This window comes from Miltoncostaea marina (genome assembly GCF_018141525.1).
GTDB classification, from domain to species: domain Bacteria; phylum Actinomycetota; class Thermoleophilia; order Miltoncostaeales; family Miltoncostaeaceae; genus Miltoncostaea; species Miltoncostaea marina.
Genome location: NZ_CP064655.1, coordinates 2,850,012 through 2,866,346 on the forward strand (window position 1 = coordinate 2,850,012; position 16,335 = coordinate 2,866,346).

The 16,335-nt window shown below is 72.8% G+C and carries 16 protein-coding genes and 2 pseudogenes; 9 read left to right on the top strand and 9 right to left on the bottom strand.

Going from position 1 to position 16,335, the window contains the following annotated elements; genetic code table 11:
- The 4 genes and pseudogenes from ITJ85_RS14455 (at position 1) to ITJ85_RS17705 (ending at position 2,352) form a co-directional block, all read left to right on the top strand.
- Positions 1-1,236, top strand: a complete 1,236-nt coding sequence (locus ITJ85_RS14455) for a type IV secretory system conjugative DNA transfer family protein (protein ID WP_217913804.1) — start codon at positions 1-3, stop codon at positions 1,234-1,236.
- Entirely contained in the window at positions 1,233-1,382 is a 150-nt protein-coding gene (locus ITJ85_RS14460) for a hypothetical protein (RefSeq protein ID WP_217913805.1), read from the top strand. Before ITJ85_RS14455 ends, ITJ85_RS14460 begins: the two co-directional genes overlap by 4 nt.
- A 15-nt stretch (positions 1,383-1,397) precedes the next feature.
- A pseudogene (locus tag ITJ85_RS17555) lies at positions 1,398-1,505 on the top strand (ArdC-like ssDNA-binding domain-containing protein); the annotation flags it as partial.
- A 628-nt stretch (positions 1,506-2,133) separates the two neighbouring features.
- A complete protein-coding gene (locus ITJ85_RS17705; RefSeq protein ID WP_425517080.1) occupies positions 2,134-2,352 on the top strand; it encodes a multicopper oxidase domain-containing protein in 219 nt (72 codons plus the stop codon).
- Between the two features lie 162 nt (positions 2,353-2,514).
- Here the strand turns inward: ITJ85_RS17705 and ITJ85_RS14470 are convergent, their stop codons facing one another.
- The 3 genes from ITJ85_RS14470 to ITJ85_RS14480 form a co-directional block, all read right to left on the bottom strand.
- Positions 2,515-3,444, bottom strand: coding sequence for a cation diffusion facilitator family transporter (locus ITJ85_RS14470; RefSeq protein ID WP_217913807.1), 930 nt, complete (start codon positions 3,442-3,444; stop codon positions 2,515-2,517).
- A 209-nt stretch (positions 3,445-3,653) separates the two neighbouring features.
- The gene (locus ITJ85_RS14475; protein ID WP_217913808.1) at positions 3,654-4,658 is read right to left on the bottom strand and encodes a cytochrome c oxidase assembly protein; all 1,005 of its coding nucleotides are present in this window, start codon (positions 4,656-4,658) and stop codon (positions 3,654-3,656) included.
- 612 nt (positions 4,659-5,270) lie between these two features.
- On the bottom strand, positions 5,271-6,182 hold the full coding sequence (locus tag ITJ85_RS14480) for a M23 family metallopeptidase (protein WP_217913809.1): 912 nt from the start codon (positions 6,180-6,182) through the stop codon (positions 5,271-5,273).
- Between the two features lie 247 nt (positions 6,183-6,429).
- Between ITJ85_RS14480 and istB the strand changes: the two are divergent.
- Positions 6,430-6,933, top strand: a pseudogene (gene istB, locus ITJ85_RS14485) (IS21-like element helper ATPase IstB); the annotation flags it as partial.
- Between the two features lie 228 nt (positions 6,934-7,161).
- Here the strand turns inward: istB and ITJ85_RS14490 are convergent.
- The 3 genes from ITJ85_RS14490 to ITJ85_RS14500 form a co-directional block, all read right to left on the bottom strand.
- Complete coding sequence (locus ITJ85_RS14490) at positions 7,162-7,593, bottom strand: copper resistance CopC family protein (protein ID WP_217913810.1); 432 nt, start codon at positions 7,591-7,593, stop codon at positions 7,162-7,164.
- 232 nt (positions 7,594-7,825) lie between these two features.
- A complete protein-coding gene (locus tag ITJ85_RS14495) occupies positions 7,826-8,422 on the bottom strand; it encodes an SCO family protein (protein ID WP_217913811.1) in 597 nt (198 codons plus the stop codon).
- A gap of 200 nt (positions 8,423-8,622) precedes the next feature.
- Positions 8,623-9,507 (bottom strand): M23 family metallopeptidase, encoded by an 885-nt coding sequence (locus ITJ85_RS14500; RefSeq protein WP_343232958.1) that lies wholly within the window; start codon positions 9,505-9,507, stop codon positions 8,623-8,625.
- A gap of 219 nt (positions 9,508-9,726) precedes the next feature.
- Here ITJ85_RS14500 and ITJ85_RS14505 point away from each other — a divergent pair, with 219 nt between their 5' ends.
- Positions 9,727-10,356, top strand: coding sequence for a TlpA family protein disulfide reductase (locus ITJ85_RS14505; RefSeq protein ID WP_217913813.1), 630 nt, complete (start codon positions 9,727-9,729; stop codon positions 10,354-10,356).
- Positions 10,353-11,072, top strand: a complete 720-nt coding sequence (locus tag ITJ85_RS14510) for a cytochrome c biogenesis CcdA family protein (RefSeq protein ID WP_217913814.1) — start codon at positions 10,353-10,355, stop codon at positions 11,070-11,072. The genes ITJ85_RS14505 and ITJ85_RS14510 overlap by 4 nt, the downstream gene beginning before the upstream one ends.
- A gap of 54 nt (positions 11,073-11,126) precedes the next feature.
- Here the strand turns inward: ITJ85_RS14510 and ITJ85_RS14515 are convergent, their stop codons facing one another.
- Positions 11,127-11,645 carry a signal peptidase II gene (locus ITJ85_RS14515; protein WP_217913815.1) on the bottom strand — a complete coding sequence of 173 codons (519 nt, stop codon included), beginning with the start codon at positions 11,643-11,645 and terminating at the stop codon, positions 11,127-11,129.
- Between the two features lie 309 nt (positions 11,646-11,954).
- On the opposite strand from ITJ85_RS14515, the gene ITJ85_RS14520 reads away from it, so the two are divergent.
- Both ITJ85_RS14520 and ITJ85_RS14525 read left to right on the top strand, forming a co-directional pair.
- Positions 11,955-12,551, top strand: a complete 597-nt coding sequence (locus tag ITJ85_RS14520; RefSeq protein WP_217913816.1) for a DUF1775 domain-containing protein — start codon at positions 11,955-11,957, stop codon at positions 12,549-12,551.
- 23 nt (positions 12,552-12,574) lie between these two features.
- Entirely contained in the window at positions 12,575-13,981 is a 1,407-nt protein-coding gene (locus tag ITJ85_RS14525; RefSeq protein ID WP_217913817.1) for a copper resistance CopC/CopD family protein, read from the top strand.
- A 58-nt stretch (positions 13,982-14,039) separates the two neighbouring features.
- Here ITJ85_RS14525 and ITJ85_RS14530 read toward each other — a convergent pair whose 3' ends face one another.
- Positions 14,040-15,248, bottom strand: a complete 1,209-nt coding sequence (locus ITJ85_RS14530) for a ZIP family metal transporter (RefSeq protein WP_217913818.1) — start codon at positions 15,246-15,248, stop codon at positions 14,040-14,042.
- Positions 15,248-16,261 (bottom strand): multicopper oxidase domain-containing protein, encoded by a 1,014-nt coding sequence (locus tag ITJ85_RS14535; RefSeq protein WP_217913819.1) that lies wholly within the window; start codon positions 16,259-16,261, stop codon positions 15,248-15,250. The genes ITJ85_RS14530 and ITJ85_RS14535 overlap by 1 nt, the downstream gene beginning before the upstream one ends.
- Between the last annotated feature and the right edge of the window lie 74 nt (positions 16,262-16,335).

Below are 16,335 nucleotides of genomic sequence, written 5' to 3' on the forward strand. Positions count from 1 at the left end.
GTGGCGACTGAGGCACGAGCGAGCACGCTCGTTGTTGGCCCGAGCCAGTCGGGCAAGACCGCCGGACTGGCGATCCCCGCGATCCTCGAGGCCGCCGGATCGGTCGTGGCCGTGTCCGTGAAGCGGGACCTGCTCGACCACACCCTGGCGGCGCGGCGCGCCCGCGGCGAGGTGCTGATCTACGACCCGACCGGCGCGGCGCGACTCGACGACGAGGGGCTCGTCGGATGGGATCCGGTCGCCTCGTGCGCGGAATGGCCCGAGGCCCGCCGGATCGCCCACAACCTGACGAGCGCCCAGGGGGCGGCCGGCGGACGCGACGCGGAGTTCTGGCTGCAGCTGGCGGCCAAGCTGATCGCACCGCTACTCCTCGCCGCCGCCGGCCGCGACGGCGGCTCGATGCGGGACGTGGTCGGCTGGCTCGACTCGGGCGAGCAGACGGCAGTCAGCCGCATCCTCGTGGAGCTCGGCGAGCCGGACGCGCACGCCGCCTTTGTCGCGACCTGCCGCCGGGAGGAGCGGACGCTCTCGTCGGTCTACGCGACCGCCGAGGCCGTGCTCGCCCCCTTCTCCGATCCCGCCGTCCTGCGGAGCACCACCCTGCCGCAGATCGACCCGCATGCGGTCCTCGACGGAGCGAGCACGCTCTATGTGGTCGCCCCCGCCAAGGACCAGGAGCGCCTCGCCCCGCTCTTCGCCGGGCTCATCGAGCACATCGTCGACGCCGCCTACGCCCGGGCTGCCGCGGGGCGCCCGTGCGAGCCCTCGCTGCTCCTCGTGCTCGACGAGGCGGCCAACACGGCCCCGATCCGCAACCTGCCTCAGATCGCCGCGACGGCCGCCGGGCAGGGCATCCAGGTGGTGAGCGTCTTCCAGGACCTCGCCCAGGCCCGGGGACGCTACGGCGAGGCCGCCGACACGATCCTCGCCAACCACCGGGCCAAGCTCTTCCTGTCGGGCATCAGCGACGCACGCACCCTCGACTACCTCGGCCGGGCGCTCGGCGAGGAGGAGGTCGGCTACGAGAGCCACACCCGGGGCGAGCACGGATCCGCAAGCCGCACCCGGGGGACGCGCCAGACGCGGCTGGCACCCGCCAACGCCGTGCGGGGGATTCCGCCGGGCGAGGCGATCCTCGTCTACGGGCACCTGCCGCCGGCGCGCCTGGCGCTACGGCCCTGGTACCGCGACCGGGCCCTGCGCCGGGCGGCGAGAACCGCTGAGACGACAGGTTGACCGAGCCACCCCCCGAGGCCGGCCGTCGCCGGGCCGAGGCGCGCCGCGAGGAGGCCCGCGCCCGCTTCGAGGCGGCCTGCGAGGAGCTCCGAAGCTCAGAGGGCTGGCAGCGCTTCGCGAAGGCGCGGGCGCTTCTTCGTGGCTAGTCGCTCACGAACACGCTCCTGATCCTCTCCCAGCGACCCGACGCAACCACCGTCGCCAGCTACCGCCGCTGGATCGCGCTCGGGCGCCAGGTGCGCCGGGGAGAGCAGGCCCTGCGCATCTAGAGGTGTTGATGCCGGCCGCCCAATACTGCACCGGAATCGTGCAGCGAAAAGTGCACCACCCGCCGCGTAGGTGATCGCGCCCTGGCCCCCGAAGCCGGGCTCGTCAACCGCGACGAGCGAGGGGGTGCGGAGGTGCGTCAGGCGATGGAGTGGGCGAAGGTCAGGGAGCTGGCGGCCGACGGCGTCTCCCAACGCCAGATCGCCGAGCGGCCTTCGATGAACCGGCGCACGGTCGCGCGGCTCGCGGCAAGCGGCGAGCCGCCGCGCTGCCGCAGAGAACCCGCCGGCTCGGCCGTCGATGCTCATGAGCCCCTGATGCGCGAGGTGCTCGCCGAATGGCCCCGGATCGGCGCGCCGCGCATGACGCAGATCCTGCGAGCCCACGGCTACGAGGGCTCGGAGCAGGTCGTGCGCCGGCGCCTTGCCGAGCTGCGCCCGCCGCCCGTGCGACCGGCTCAGCGCACCGGCTACGCCACGGCACGATCGTGGTCACCCGACCCGAGGACACATCTCCCGACCGCGAGTTCGTCGTCTACTTCGCGCACCACGGCGGCCTCGACACGATCACTGGGCGGGCATTCATCGGCAACACCCCGACGTCCCCGGCCCGGGTCGGAGAGCTCATCCAGTGGAACGTGCTCACGATCGGCGACCTCTTCCACACCTTCCACATCCACGGCCACCGCTGGCTGCGTCACGGCGTTCCTGTCGATTCGGAGGGCTCGGTCCCTCGAGCACGCTCCGGGTGCGGTTTCGCGAAGCCGAGCCAGGGACCTGGTACTACCGCTGCCACGTCGAATGGCTCATGCGCAACTGGATGATCGGGCTGTACCGGGTAAGCCGCTGATCTTCGAGCGGCCCGCCGGCAGCGCCCGGCTTTCCGGAGTCGCCAGCGCGGCTCGGGCCACGCGGGCGTCGAGGCGGTCAGCGACTGGCGCAGTTCACGAGCCCTCCATGACCGACCAGGCGCCTATCCCGCGCGCTACCAAGCCGTCGACCCTCGCATGCACTATTCGGATGGCTCGCTCGAGCACTGCTCGAGTGGCTCCAGCGCAATCGGCTCACCGCCGGTGTGGTCAATCTGCAGTGTGGTGTGCTCGATCCCGAACTCGTCCCGCAGCACTCGCTCGAGCTCTCGGCGCCGCCGGTGACAGTCCTCCTGGCGGCCGACGAGGACATGGGCCGACAGCGCCGGGAAACCGGAGGTGATCGTCCAGACGTGCAGGTCATGCACTTCCCGCACACCGTCCACCCGCGCCATCCGCCGGCCTAGCGTCTCGAGATCCATGCCTCGCGGCGTGCCCTCCAGGAGGATGTGCACCGAATCGCGCAGGATCGTCCACGAGCTGGCGAGCACGAGCACCCCGATCACGACGCTGATAAGCGGGTCGATCGGCCGCCAACCGGTGAGGAGAATGACGACCGCGGCGGCGATGACGCCCACGGAGCCGAGCAGGTCGGCCAGGACATGGCGCACGGCGGCGGAGACGTTGAGGCTCTCCTCCGCGCTTCCGTGGAGGATTCGGAGGGCGACCACATTGATCAGCAGGCCGAGGACCGCCACGACCAGCATCCAACCCCCGAGAATCTCCGGGGGGTCGTCGAAGCGTTGGTAAGCCTCGAAGAAGATCCAGAGAGCGACGGCGACCAACGTGAGCCCGTTGACGAGCGCAGCGAGGATCTCCGCGCGCTTGTAGCCGAACGTCCGCGTGGGCGTCGGAGGGCGCCGTGCCAGCCAAATGGCCCCGAGCGCCAGCCCGAGCGATGCCGCGTCGCTGAACATGTGCGCAGCGTCGGCAAGCAAGGCGAGACTGTTGGTGAGAAGTCCGCCTACGATCTCGGCCAACATGAACGTCGCGATGAGCGCCAGCGCGATCGCGAGAGCGCGCCTGCTCCCGACGCGAGCGTCCGCATGAGCCTGTCCGTGGTCGTGTCCCACGTGAGCTTCCTTCCCTGATTCCTGGGGCACTCCCCCTACGAGCGCCCGCCGGAACTCACCGTGTCTGATCGCTCCCATGGCGGCCGCCCATGCCGGTGGCGCGGCTTCCCCCGCCGCCCGCTATCGGGTTGGGCTCACCTCGATCGAACCATCTGCGCACGTCACCGCCGGGGACGCAGGGGACGGTACGACGTCATCTCCAAACCGCTCTAATCGATGCCGGGGCGCGTGCGCACCGGGATGCCGTGGGCCCGCGCAAGCGCTCCGCCGCTACCCGCGCGAATCGCCTCGGCGACTCGGGCGGGGTCGAGCCCCGCCTCGATGAGGCGCTGACGCAGCTCGCCCTCGCGCGCTTGGCGGAAGAATAGGTACGTGATGGCGCCGAACGCGAGCAGGCAGTGCAGTACCATCATCACGGTGCCCGCGTTGGCCTGGTCTTCGAGCGGGTCGAATCCCCAGGCCAACGCGGCGGCGGCGTGCGACTCGTAGAACGCCGTGCCGGAGAACCAGTAGACGTTCGCGATGAACAGCCCGAGCGTCCAGACGCCGTTCATGTAGCCGCCCTTCCAGCCGGTGGTGAACCAGGCCGGGGCGGGGATGGACTCGACGACCGGCGCCCAGAGCAGCAGGCCGAAGAGCACGAAGCTGAACTGCTGGACGATCCAGAGCGCACCGCTCTGCAGAACCGCATGGTGCACTGGCGGCAGGAGCCACACGACCGTGCTGAGCGCCCACACGGTGTACGCCACCGCCGGATGCTGGAGGCGCTGCAGGCGGCGCAGGCCCGTCGGGCCCACGAGGCCGGTCGCGAAGTCGCGCGGAAGCCCGAGCAACAGGAGCAGCGGCGCCACCGCGCCGATCAGCGTGTGCTGCAGCATGTGCGCGGCGAGCAGCCCCTGTTGGGCCATGCCGCCGAGCGGCGAGACGACCGAGGCGAGGATGATCGCCAGGCCGGCGTAGAAGCTCGCCCGGCGACGCCCCGTCACTCCGCCGACCCGATGGACCCGCAGAGCGTAGAGCGCTCCGACGATCAGAACGGCGGAGATTTCCACCGGCGGAACGGCCCACAACTCCGAGATGTCGGTCATCGAGTCCGCCGAGGGCCCCGTGTGCCCGGTGTGATAGGCTTTTCGGCCCGCGAGCGCGGTCAGCGCGATTGCCAGCGCGAGAAAGCCCGCCGCGGCCATCAGCAGCAGTGGACGCTTCGTGTTCACGGCTCGCGCATGCCCCGAACGTCGTCGAACCGCTCAGCGCCTCGTCCATCGGCGGAACCTATGGGCGCCGGGGGCGACGACCAAGCACGGACGCACCGCGGTGTCATCAGTTCGTCACATCCGCGGGCTGCCGGCGCGCGCGGCGCCTCGCCATCCTCGTGTCGGTTCGCGGGCGTGCGTGCTACCTCATTCCGCGCACGAGCCGGCGCGCGAGCGCGTCTTGAGGCGTCACTCGTCCGCCCGAGACGACGAATCCGGCGGTTCCACCCTGCTCCGAGGGCAGGAGGCGCACGCGGGCGGTCACCATGTGGGCGCGTCCGCTCGGGTCCGGGACGGCGCTCCAGTCGACATCGAGCTCCTGCCCCCGGCGGGCAGCGCCCCGCTGGAGGTCGCCGAGTCCGGGCGCTGCGGCGCGCCGAGCCTGCTCCACGGCGGCGGAACCGCCTTGGCTAGCAGTCACGATCAGCGAGCTCATCGCCCACGCCGCCATGACGAGCGCCGCGAACGTTGCGAGGCCGACGACCCAGGGGCGACGTCGCCGCGCAGGCACTCCGGCGCCGGCCGCAGAGGCACCCGCGGGCGGCGTCCGTTCAGCCTCCTCCGCCCCGGCCACTACGCCCGATCGCGGTCGACGGCGACAAGGTGTCGGTAGGGGCTCATGGACGTCCAGTTCTGCCGGATCTCGAAGTGCACGTGCGTGGCGCCGTAGCGCGCATCGCCGCTGTTGCCAACGGTACCGATGACCTGCCCGGCACTCACCCGTGAGCCGAGCTCGAGGCCTGCGGCAATCCGCTGCATGTGGGCATAGTAGTACTGGATGCCGTCCGCGCGGCGCAGCCAGAGGTAGATGCCGCCGAGCCCCGTCTCGACGCGCGACAGCTTCGAGACGACGGCGTCGTCGGCCGCGACCAGCGGCGTATGCCGGTCGGCCCCGATGTCGGTCCCCTCGTGGCTGCCCTGGCTGCGCGGTGCGCCCCAGGTGTCCGAGTACGAGTACTCGCCCCGGACCGGGAAGACCTCGAGCCGGCTGGTGGTCCGCCCGGCTCGCATCACGGCGCGCGGCGCCGCGGCGGCGGCGCGCACGCGAAGGCCCAGGCGGCGCATCACCCGGGCGTCGGCCACGCCGCTCGCGCGCAGGCCCAGGCGTCGCTGGAGAGACCGGACCGCGCGTCGCGTGCGCGGGCCGAAGGCGCCGTCGACCGCCACCCGGATGCCGCGGCGCCGGAGCTCGCGCTGCAGCTCGCGCACCGCCGGACCGCGCGCGCCGAGCCGAAGCGACGGCCCGAGCCGGGGCGCGGGCCTGGCGGCGCGCCGGGTCGTCATGTGCATCGATACGGCGGCCACCCGGGCCTCGGTCGGCGCGGGGGCGGCGACGGGGGCGGGACGCGGCGGCGGTGGTGGCGGCAGCTCGGGCGCGCGCTCGGCGGCGCTCGCGCCGGCCGGGACGGCGGCCATGACGGCCAGCGCGCCGATCCAGCGACGGGCGACGCGGCCGGAGGTCGTTACGGCGCTCGCTCGCTCCACGATGGGCACTCCTCTCCGGCCCGGGGCACGCGGCCACGGGCTCCTCGCTTGCCGGGTGGGCAGACCCCGGCTACGCTGGCCAGGCTAGAGGCGTCCCGCCGCCGCGCCAACGACGAGCGGTCCGCAACTTCATCGCTTCGTCACACGGTCCGGCGAGGAGGCCCGCGTGCGCCGAGATGTACCGCCGGCGGCCGGGGGCAGCGGAGCACGAAGCAAACCCCCGGAGCGCTCGAGCTCGAGCGAGCCCCTTGGGCTTTGGCGAGCCCTGCACGCCCGCGAGAACGTGGTGCTGCTGGGGCCTCCGGGCACCGGCAAGACGCACCTGCCGATCGCGATCGCCATCCGGACCTGCCTGGCCGGCCAGCGCGCCCTGTTCGCGACCGCCACCGAGTGGGTGGCGCGCCTGGGCGACGCCCAGCGCCAGGGCCACCTGGGCGAGGAGATCGCCCGCCTGCAGCGCCATACGCTGCTCGTCGTCGACGAGGTCGGCTACATCCCCTTCGACCCGGCCGCAGCCAACCTGATCTTCCAGCTGGTGTCGGCCCGCTACGAGCGGGCCTCGATGATCGTGACCTCCAACAAGCCCTTCTCGGCCTGGGGCGAAATCTTCGGCGACGAGGTAGTGGCCGCCGCGATGATCGACCGGCTCGTGCACCACGCCGAGATCCTCGCCCTGAAGGGCGACAGCTACCGCCTTCGCGACAAGCAGATCGCGACCCGGCCGCGGCCGGCGATCGTGGACGAGGGCTGACCCGGGCCTGTCGGCCCGGCCGCCGGGCCACGCCTGCTCTGCTCGGGGAGCGTCGCGGCCCGGCGGGCCTGGGGGGTCAGTTTTCGACCGTGACTAGGGGGTCCGTTTTCGGCCGTAGGCGACCAGCCATGTCGGTATGGGTCCCGAGCGAGGTCCAAATCTCGCCGAGTGGGCCAGCCGGCCCAGTGGCAACATCCGTCGCCCGGCCGGTACGGCCAGGCGACCGCCTCAACGGCGGGTGGCCGCCGCTGTCAGCTCCTCCGCCGCGGCCCGCAGCGCGACGGCGACGCGCCGTACGGCCTGCAGGACGTTCGGACGTGCAACCGCGAAGGAAGCGGCGCCCTCAAGCAGGTGGGCGTCAGCGGACCGCACCGTCCAGCGGACGCTGAGACGCCCCCCGCGCCCGGCCGCGTCGATCGGGATGCGGACCCGTGCGGCGTCCGTCCGCACCAGGCGCGGCGGCCCGCCCGTGACGTCCTGGCCGTCGAGCCTCGCGCTGGCATCGACCACCTCCGCGAGCGGAGCGGAGTAGCGCACGACGATGACCGACGGCGCCTGAGCAAGCCGCGCCCCGTCGGGCGGCGACGAGCCCGCGACCTCCGTATGCGCGCTGGCCAAGGCGGGGAGCGCGAGGAGCGCGACGGTTGCGGCTGCGGCCACAGCGCTCCGCGCGCGGCCGCCCCGTGCAGCGGCGAGGCGCGGCTTCGATGCCGGCCGGTCCGATCGGCGGGCCGGGTCCGCGACCCGGATCGACCGTGAATGATCGGCTGATTCCGCAGACGCCACCGCCGTCAGGCTGCGGGATCCCAACATGGCGCCGGGGCGAGCGGACGACGGTGACTCCGCCGCAACGCCTCGTAGGGCGACCGGCGAACCGGCGCGATCACCCCGCTCATCCGACGAGCGCACGGATCTCCTGTTCGAGGTCGGCGGGGGTGTACGGCACACCCGCCGAGTAGCGCGCCACCTGACGACCCGCACCATCGACGAAGACGATCGGCGCCGAGTGCACCGACTCGCGCGCGTGGTCCGCGCTGCCGTGGTCATCGGTCTGGGCCGCCACGCCCCACGCCTTCCAAATCGGCTCCAACTGGGTCCGTGTGCCGACCATGTACTGCATGCGGCCCTGCAGGTCGTAGCGCGTCAGGAAGCGCCGGACGGCGGCAGGGCTGTCGCCTTCTGGATCGACGCTAACCGCGATGACGTCGATCTCCTCTGCCGCCGGGCCGGCCCGGTCGAGCGCCGCGGCGATCTGGCCGGCGATCAGCATGCACACGTCAGGGCACTCGGTGAACAGGAAGGTCACCATCGCCGGCCGGCCGGCGGGCGATGGCAGGCGGATGGATGATCCGTCGGCCGCTCGGCCCGTCGTCTTCGGGACCACGGCCGCGGCCTCCTGGACGTCGGCCTGCGATCCGGCCTCGGTCCCGGTCACGCGGGTGAGCCCGATGATCGCGACGAGCCCCGTCGTCACGGCGAGCGCGATCAACGGGATCAGGAGCCGCATGGGCGGGCGTCCTGCCCTCACGCGGCGGTCTCGTCGCGGTGTTCGCATCCGGGGCATCTCGTCGTCAACCATAGCCACGTCAATGCGGCGGCTGGGCGCCAAGCCGAGAGCCGGGGTCATCCGTCCCGGCGCGATGATGCGGCCACCCGCCATCGCGCTCGGCCGGCTCGCGCGGCGACGACCTAGCGGGACGCTCCCGCATGGTCGGGATCGACTCCCGTCAGCTCAGGGTACGGGTTGAACGGCGTCCAATCGCGCCGCACCTCGAAGTGCAGGTGCGTGGCCCCGTAGCGGGCGTCGCCGCTGTTGCCGACCGAGCCGACCACCTGACCGGCGGTCACGTTGCTCCCGAGCTGCAGGCCCGGAACGATCGACTGCATGTGGGCATAGTAGAACTGGATACCGTCGGGGCGGCGGATCCAGAGGTAGATGCCGCCGAGGCCCGTCTCGGTGCGAGAGATCTTCGACACGACACCGCCGTCCGCGGCCACGACCGGGGTGTGGCGGTCGGCCATGATGTCGGTCCCCTCGTGGCCGCCCTGCGCCCGCGGGGCACCCCAGTCGTTGGCGTACGAATGGTCGCCCGCCACCGGGAAGACCTTGACGTACGAGCCCGCGCGCGGCGCCACTCGACCGACCCCCGCTCCGGCAGCGCGGCGCATACGCAGGCCCAGCCGTCGCAGCAGCTTCCCGTCGACGACGCCCGTCGCGCGGAGTCCGAGCCGCCGCTGGAAGCGTTGCACGGCCCGCTTCGTCGCAGGGCCGAAGACGCCGTCCACGGCAATCCGCTGGCCGCGCCGGCGCAGCTCGCGCTGGAGGTCGCGAACGAGCCGGCCGCGCGCGCCGACGCGCAGGCGGGCCTGGGCGGGCGTGGCCGTCGAGGGGCGGGCGCGTGTGGCGGCTGCGGGGGGCGCTGGAGCCGGTGCGGCCGGCGTCGACCTCGCAGACGGCGGCGGGGGCATCTCCACCGCGTCGGCGGCCGTTGCGCCGGCGAGACCGGCGATGCCCATCAAGACGGCGAGCGCGTGGGCCCGACCAGCACCAGAGCAGGCGCTAATGCGACTCATCGGCTCCTTTCATCCCAGCCGCGGCCGGGTCGGGAGGTTCCGGACGCGGGCACGAGCCGGAATCCCCTCGGAGTCGTTCGGGAACGGGCGGGACTCTAGGCGCGCAGCCGTAATCAGGTCAAGCGAGTCTCGCCGCAGCCCGGACAGCCGTACCCGCCGCGGCGCCCGCGACACGTCAGCGGGGCCGTGGGGCGGGAGTGGCCGTAGAATCCGCTGGCGATGACGGCCGAGACAAGAGGTGGCGAGCCCGAGCCGCGGCCCAATGGCCGCTCGACGCGCCGGTACGTCGTGGGCGCCATCGCGCTGCTCGCCGTCGGGGCGTTCGTGGCGCTTCTCGTCCTCGGATTGACCGCGCGGAGCGTCGACCGCAGCATCGACAGCGCGATCGCCCGTGGAGAGCTCGAGCAGGCGCCCGAGTTCACCCTCCCGGTGCTCGCGAACGGCGAAGCCCTCGGGAAGCGCGAGGGCGACGAGCTCTCCCTCTCCGAGCTGCGCGGCCGTCCGGTGATCCTGAACTTCTGGGCCTCGTGGTGCGACCCGTGCCGGCGGGAGGCGCCGATCCTCGAGGACGCCTGGCGCGCGGGCCGGGCGCGGGGAGCCGTCGTTCTCGGGGTCGACGTGCAGGACCTCACCGGCAACGCCCGTGACTTCATCGCGAAGTTCAAGCAGACGTACCCCCACGTGCGCGACAAGGGCGAGGGCACGTACCGCCGCTATGGCCTCACCGGCCTACCCGAGACGTACTTCCTGGACCGCGCGGGGCGGGTCCGCGCCCACTGGGTCGGTGAGATCGACGCCGACCAGATGGCCGACGGACTCGAGTTAATCCTCTCGCCGCCGAGCCGGTGACCGAGCTCGGGGTCACCGCGTTCGCGGTGGCGATGGCCGGCGGCGTGCTGTCCTTCCTGTCACCGTGCGTACTCGCCCTGGTGCCCGGCTACCTGGCGTTCGTGTCGGGCGTGTCGGTCGACCGGATCGCGGGCGAGCGTCGCGTCGTCGTGATCCCCACCCTCGCGTTCATCCTCGGCTTCGCCGCGGTCTTCACCCTGCTCGGGGCGGGCGTCGGGGGGGCGAGCGCGGTGCTCAAGGAGGAGCGGCGCACGCTCGAAGTCGCGGGAGGCGTCCTCCTCGTGGCGCTCGGGCTACTGATCCTGCTCGGGCCACGGCTCGGGCTGGCCCAGCGAGAGTGGCGGCCGCTCGCCTGGATGCGCGGCCGCGGCGGCCGCGCGAGCGGCGGGGCGCTCACGGGGATCGTCTTTGCGATCGGCTGGACGCCGTGCATCGGCCCGATCCTGGGCGCGATCCTGACCTTCGCCGGTACCGGGCAGAGCCCGGCGGGCGGCGCCGCCCTGCTGCTCGCATACTCGGCGGGCCTCGGCGTCCCCTTCCTGGCGACGAGCCTCGCGTTCGACCGGTCGGTCGGCGTCTTCCGCCGGGTCCGCCGGGCCGGTGCCGTCATGTCGACGGCCTCGGGCGCAGGCGTCGCGGCCATGGGGGTGCTCGTGGCGAGCGGACAGCTCGCCGTGATCACCCGCGAGCTCGCGCGCTTCAACCAGTTCGGCTAGCGCCGGGCCGCTGCGATCGCCGTCGCGACGCCGGCGACCGCACCGGGGGGGCGGCTACCCGCCCTCCGAGGCTCGCGCGTCGGTCTCCGACGGCGCGACGGCCGAGAGGAGTAACGCGCCGCCCGCGATGACGAGCATGTCCGCGACGTTGAACGGCGGCCACCGGAGCGGGTCGAGATAGTCGGTGACGCTCGAGCGCACGAGCCGCTCGCTGACGTTTCCGAGCGCGCCCGCGGCGAGCATGATGGCGCCATACGCGGCGGCGGGCCGGGCGGTGATCCGCCGCCACGCGAGGAGGGCCAGGGCCGGGAGAATCACGGCGCCGGCCACGCCGACGATGCGGCCGCTGCCGGACAGCAAGCCGAGGGCCGCCCCGTCGTTGGTCGCGCTCGTGATCGACAGCCCCGGGGCGATCGCGTGGCGGTCGCCCGCCGGCATGGCGCTCCTGACTGCCCACCTGGCCATCTGATCGGCGATCGCCAGCGCAGAGCCGGCGATCAGGACGCCGACGAGCCGGGAGCGCGCACGCGCTCGTCGCCTCCGCAGCGACGCTTCGGTGACGGCCTCGGCCAACGACGAGGCGGGCGCGCCGCGCGATCGTCGGCCCTCGGACGGCCCTCGCTCAGTGATCGCCATGCCTTTCCGATACGCCGCCGATCCCTCACGATAGCCGCCCGCCGGCCGACCCGGGCACGCCCTCGACAGACGCGCCGCCAGGGTCGCTCGTCATCGGAAAACTGACGACGCGCCGTGGCATGATCGAGTCCTATGCCCCGTCGCCGAGCGATCCCCCGCCATGCGACCGCAGCCGATCGGCCGACCCGCCGAGTCCGCCGCGCCGTCGCGGGCCTCGTCACCCTCCTCGCCCTCATCGCTGTCGCGGTGCAGCCGGCCGCCGGGCACGTCGGCGTCCTGCCGACGGAGGTGAAAGCTGGCGAGGCGCAGCGGTTCACCGTCCGCGTCCCCTCCGAGCGCGACGTGGACACCGTGGCGGTGGAGGTGACCTTCCCGGATGAGGTCACCGTCTACTCCGTGAAGCCGGAGCCGGGCTGGGACATCCGCATGCTCTACCGGCCCGACAGGCGCACGAAGGGCGTCGTCTTCAGCGGCGGGCGCATCGGCCCGGGGCAGTTCCAGGAGTTCGACCTGCTCGGCACGCCCTCAGCGGAGGGGACCGCCGTCTGGCGCTCTCGCCAGACCTACGCGGACGGCGTCGTCAAGCCCTGGACCGGCCCGCCGGAGGAGCCCGGGGCCGCCGCCCCTGAGAGCGGCCCCTCCGAACCGGGCCCCGCCTCGGCGATGACGATCAGCCTGGGCGGCGCGACGCCTGCGGCCGCCGCGACCGGGGGCGGCGGCGATGACGACGCGTCGGCCGCGGTCTGGTTGGGACTCATCGCGATCGCGGTCGCAGCCGCGTCGGCGGTCGGTGTTGGTTTCCTGTGGACGACGCGGCCGGCGCCCCTGCCCGACGACGAATGACCCGGAGGCGACGGCGCACGGCGGTGTCGGCCCTCGTCGGCCTGCTGGTCGTCGCCCTACTGCTGCCCGCCACCGCGTTTGGGCACGCGGTCCTGAAGAGCTCGAGCCCGGCGGCGGACTCGAAGCTGGCCGCCAGCCCCGCAGCGGTGACGTTGACCTTCACCGAGCCGGTCCAGCTCCTCGAGGAGCGCGACGCCGACGTGGTCGACTCGGATGGCACGGTCGTCAGCACATCGGCGCGGAAGCTGCCTGGCGATGCGCGCGTCCTCGAGGTCGCGTTGAGGGCCGGGCTCCCGGAGGGGACGTACACCGTCCGCTACAAGATCATCGGCGCCGACTCGCACGTGATCCGGGGGCTCTTCGTGTTCGGGGTGGGCACCGGCGAGCTGGAGGAGCCGTTCATCGGCGGCCTCGGGCCGGGCGGCCCGTCCGAGACGAGCCCCTGGGCGGTCAGCGCGCGCTTCCTCGAGCTCGTCGGGCTGGGTGGGCTGCTCGGCCTGGTGGCCTTCCGGTGGTTGATCTGGGCGCCCGCCCTGCGGCGTGCGCCCGCGCTGGCGGCCGGCGAGCGTGAGGCCGTCGCTGCCTGGGGACGCGACGCGTATTGGATCGCCTTCGGCGTCCTCGCGTTGGGTGCGATGCTCGCCGAGGGGTACCTGCTCGTCGTCCAGAGCGCGGGGGTGCTCGGCGTGAGCGTCCTCGCCGCAGCGCAGGACGCGACCGGCCTCAGCCAGGTGCTCGGGAACACGAGCATCGGATCGCTCGTACAGATCAGGGGCGCGCTGCTCTTCGGCGTCTTCGCCCTCGGCGCGGTCCTGTTCATGCGCGAGTACGGCGGCTCCGTCGCGCCGCGGCCGGCTCAGGCGTCGTACGGGCTGGTCGGGACGGTGGTGATCGCAGCCCTCCTGATCTCGGTGATGGGAGGTGTCGCCGCCCAGGGCCACCCGCAGGTGGCGCGCTTCCCGGCGGTGCAGATCGGGGCGCAGCTCGTGCATCTCGCCACCGTCGCGGTCTGGATCACGGGCCTCGCGTTGGTTGCGGTGTCCCTGCTGCGGGTGCCCCGCATCGCGCCCGACGGTGGCCCGGTCGTCTCAGCGCACCTGCTCGCCCGCTTCTCGCGCCTCGCGCTCGTCGTCGTCGGACTCGCGATCCTCACCGGGGTCATCCGCTCGCTCGCGGAGCTGAGCGAGCCGCAGGAGCTCTGGGAGACGGCCTACGGGCGCAGCATCGTCTTCAAGCTGCTTCTACTCTGCCCGATCGGCTTCCTCGCGATGTACAACCGGCGGATCGTGACCGCGTTGCGTCGAGTGGAGCGGCCCAACCGAGCGACCCTCCGCCGGGTGCGGCGCATGGCGAGCGCCGAGTTCGCCCTGTCGATCAGCATCGTCGTCATCGCGTCGCTGCTGGTCGCCCAGGTCCCGGGCGGCTCGTAGCCCCCTGATCTCCGGGGCCTCAGCCGGGCGCGGAGACATGTCGTCGCGCCGCGACGGTTCAACCGACGAGCAGCCCCGTCAGGTACATGACCGCCAGGCCGGCGAGGAAGCCGCCCACCACCCAGCCCGACCCGAGCCCGCCGGGCGCGCGCCGGGCCACGTGGCGGCCGACCTCGACCACGACCTGCGCGGCGGCCCCGACGGCGATCGCGAAGAACACGACCGCGAGCACCTCGTCCGTGACGAAGCCGCCGATCCAGGCGCCGAGGATCGCCGGCGCGCCGGCCACGAGCGCCAGGACGGCGAGGCGCCCCAGCCCGACCGGTCGCCCCTCCGCCACCGGGGCGACGATGCCGAGGCCCTCGGTGACGTTGTGGACCATGAAACCCACGATCAGGAAGCTCCCGAGCGCCAGCTCGCCGAGGGCGAACGACGAGCCGATCGCCAGGCCCTCGCCGAGGTTGTGCAGCCCGATGCCCACGGCGACCATCGTCGCCAGGGCGAGCCCGGTCAGCGGTGACCCGGCCGTCGCCTCCGGCTCCCGACGCGCCAGCCGTTGGGAGACCCAGGTCAGGCCGAGGTAGCTGACCGCGACCCCGACAAGCACGAGGCCGGGCCCGCCGAGCGCCCCCGGAAGCGACGCCTGCAGTTCGAGCGCCTCGGCCAGTGCGTCGACCGCCAGGAAGGTCAGCAGCCCGCCGGTGAGGGCCATGAAGGCCACCAGCCAGCGCGGGTCGGCGCGACGCAGCGAGGGCAGCCACAGCATCCCGAGCGCGACCGGCACGACACCGACCAGGAAGCCGATCAACGCGTAGCCGCCGATGCTCGAGCCGTCGACGCCGGGGATCGGGACCGCCGCCGGGACCTCGAACGTCGTCTGGATCCCCGTGGAGCTCGTGACGCCGATGGCGTACGGATCGTCCTCCACCCAGGCGTAGGGAATCTCGAGCATCGTGGAGCGAAGGCGGCCGAGGGTCTCCGGGCCGTCGGCGGTGAACGGCACGATCGCGTCGTCCACGGTCACGACGGCGATCGTCACGTCCTCCGGCTGCGGGTTCCGCACCGACACCCTGATCTCTCCCGGATGGAACTCGACGCGCCGGATATCGACCTCATCGGCCGGGGGCGGGTTGGCGCCGATGAGGCCCGTGATCGACCCCCCCGAGGAGACGAAGCTGCCGACGACCGCGACCAGCAGCAGGAGCGGCACGACCGCGAGCAGCCGGCCGGACCACCAGCGCCGGCGGGCCGTCGCGGCGGTCGACATCAGGCGTCGACCACGTCGAAGAAGCCCATCCAGCCGAGTTCGGTGAACTCGGACTGGTGGGCGTGGAACATGAACCGGCCGGCGTTGTGCCAGTCGATCTCGATGATCCCGCGCTCGCCCTGGCACTGCATGACCGTGTCGGTGTAGTCGAACTGGTCGGTGCTGCCGGTGCGGTAGTAGCGGAAGAACTCGCCGTGGAGGTGGAACGAGTTGATGAGGTCGAACTCGGTCAGGTTGGCGAGGTAGATGCGCAGCGTCTCCGAGCGGCGCACCCGGATCGGGTAGCGCGCGTAGTAGAAGGCCCGCCCGTTGACCGAGTAGAAGTTGTTTTCGCCGTCGCCGTCGGTGTCGTAGCCGTTCATCACGAGGACGATCTCTCGCGCGGGCCGGCGCGGCTTGGGCGGGTCGATGATGAAGGCGCCGTAGAGCCCCTTGTGGATGTGCTTCTTCAGCGGCGCCGCGTGGCAGTGATAGAGCTGCATCCCGTACGGCCGGGCGGGGAACCGGTACGTGAAGGCCCCGCCCGGCTCGACGATCTCGAACACGCCGTCCATGTCGGCGGGGTGGATGCCGTGGAAGTGGATCGTGTGCGGGTGCGACCCGCCGTTCGCGAAGACGACCTCGAGCACGTCGTCCTCGGTCGCGCGCAGCACCGGCCCGGGGACGGTGCCGTTGTAGGTCCACGCCGGGAAGGTCACGCCCTTCGCGACCTCGATCTCGCGGTCGAGCGCCGTCAGGCTGTACCGCCGGACGCGGCCCGGCCGGTGAGGCAGCGCGGGGGGCGGCCTCAGCAGCGCGTCGAGGTCGTCCGGGCCGCCCGGTGCCGGCACCGCCTCGCCGATCATCGCCGCATGCCCGAGCGCCGCATGGGCATCGCGCGAGGCCAACCCCGGCGGCGGCGTGCCCGGCCCCGTGACGGCCGGCGCGGCGGCCAGGCCGGCCATCGGCAGCGCTGCGAGCACCGGTGCCGCGCCGATCAGGGCCTGCCTACGGGTGAAGCGTCTGCTAGCCACGGCTCCTTATACCGCTAGCCAAGGCTAATGCGCAAACAGTGGTGCGACTTCGTCCTGGCCGGCGGGCCACGCTG

What these genes read in the sequence shown, in the direction of transcription:
- ITJ85_RS14530 (WP_217913818.1), bottom strand. Translation starts at nt 15,248, where the DNA reads ATGTCGACCGCCGCGACGGCCCGCCGGCGCTGGTGGTCCGGCCGGCTG.
- ITJ85_RS14505 (WP_217913813.1), top strand. Translation starts at nt 9,727, where the DNA reads ATGACGGCCGAGACAAGAGGTGGCGAGCCCGAGCCGCGGCCCAATGGC.
- ITJ85_RS14500 (WP_343232958.1), bottom strand. Translation starts at nt 9,507, where the DNA reads ATGAGTCGCATTAGCGCCTGCTCTGGTGCTGGTCGGGCCCACGCGCTC.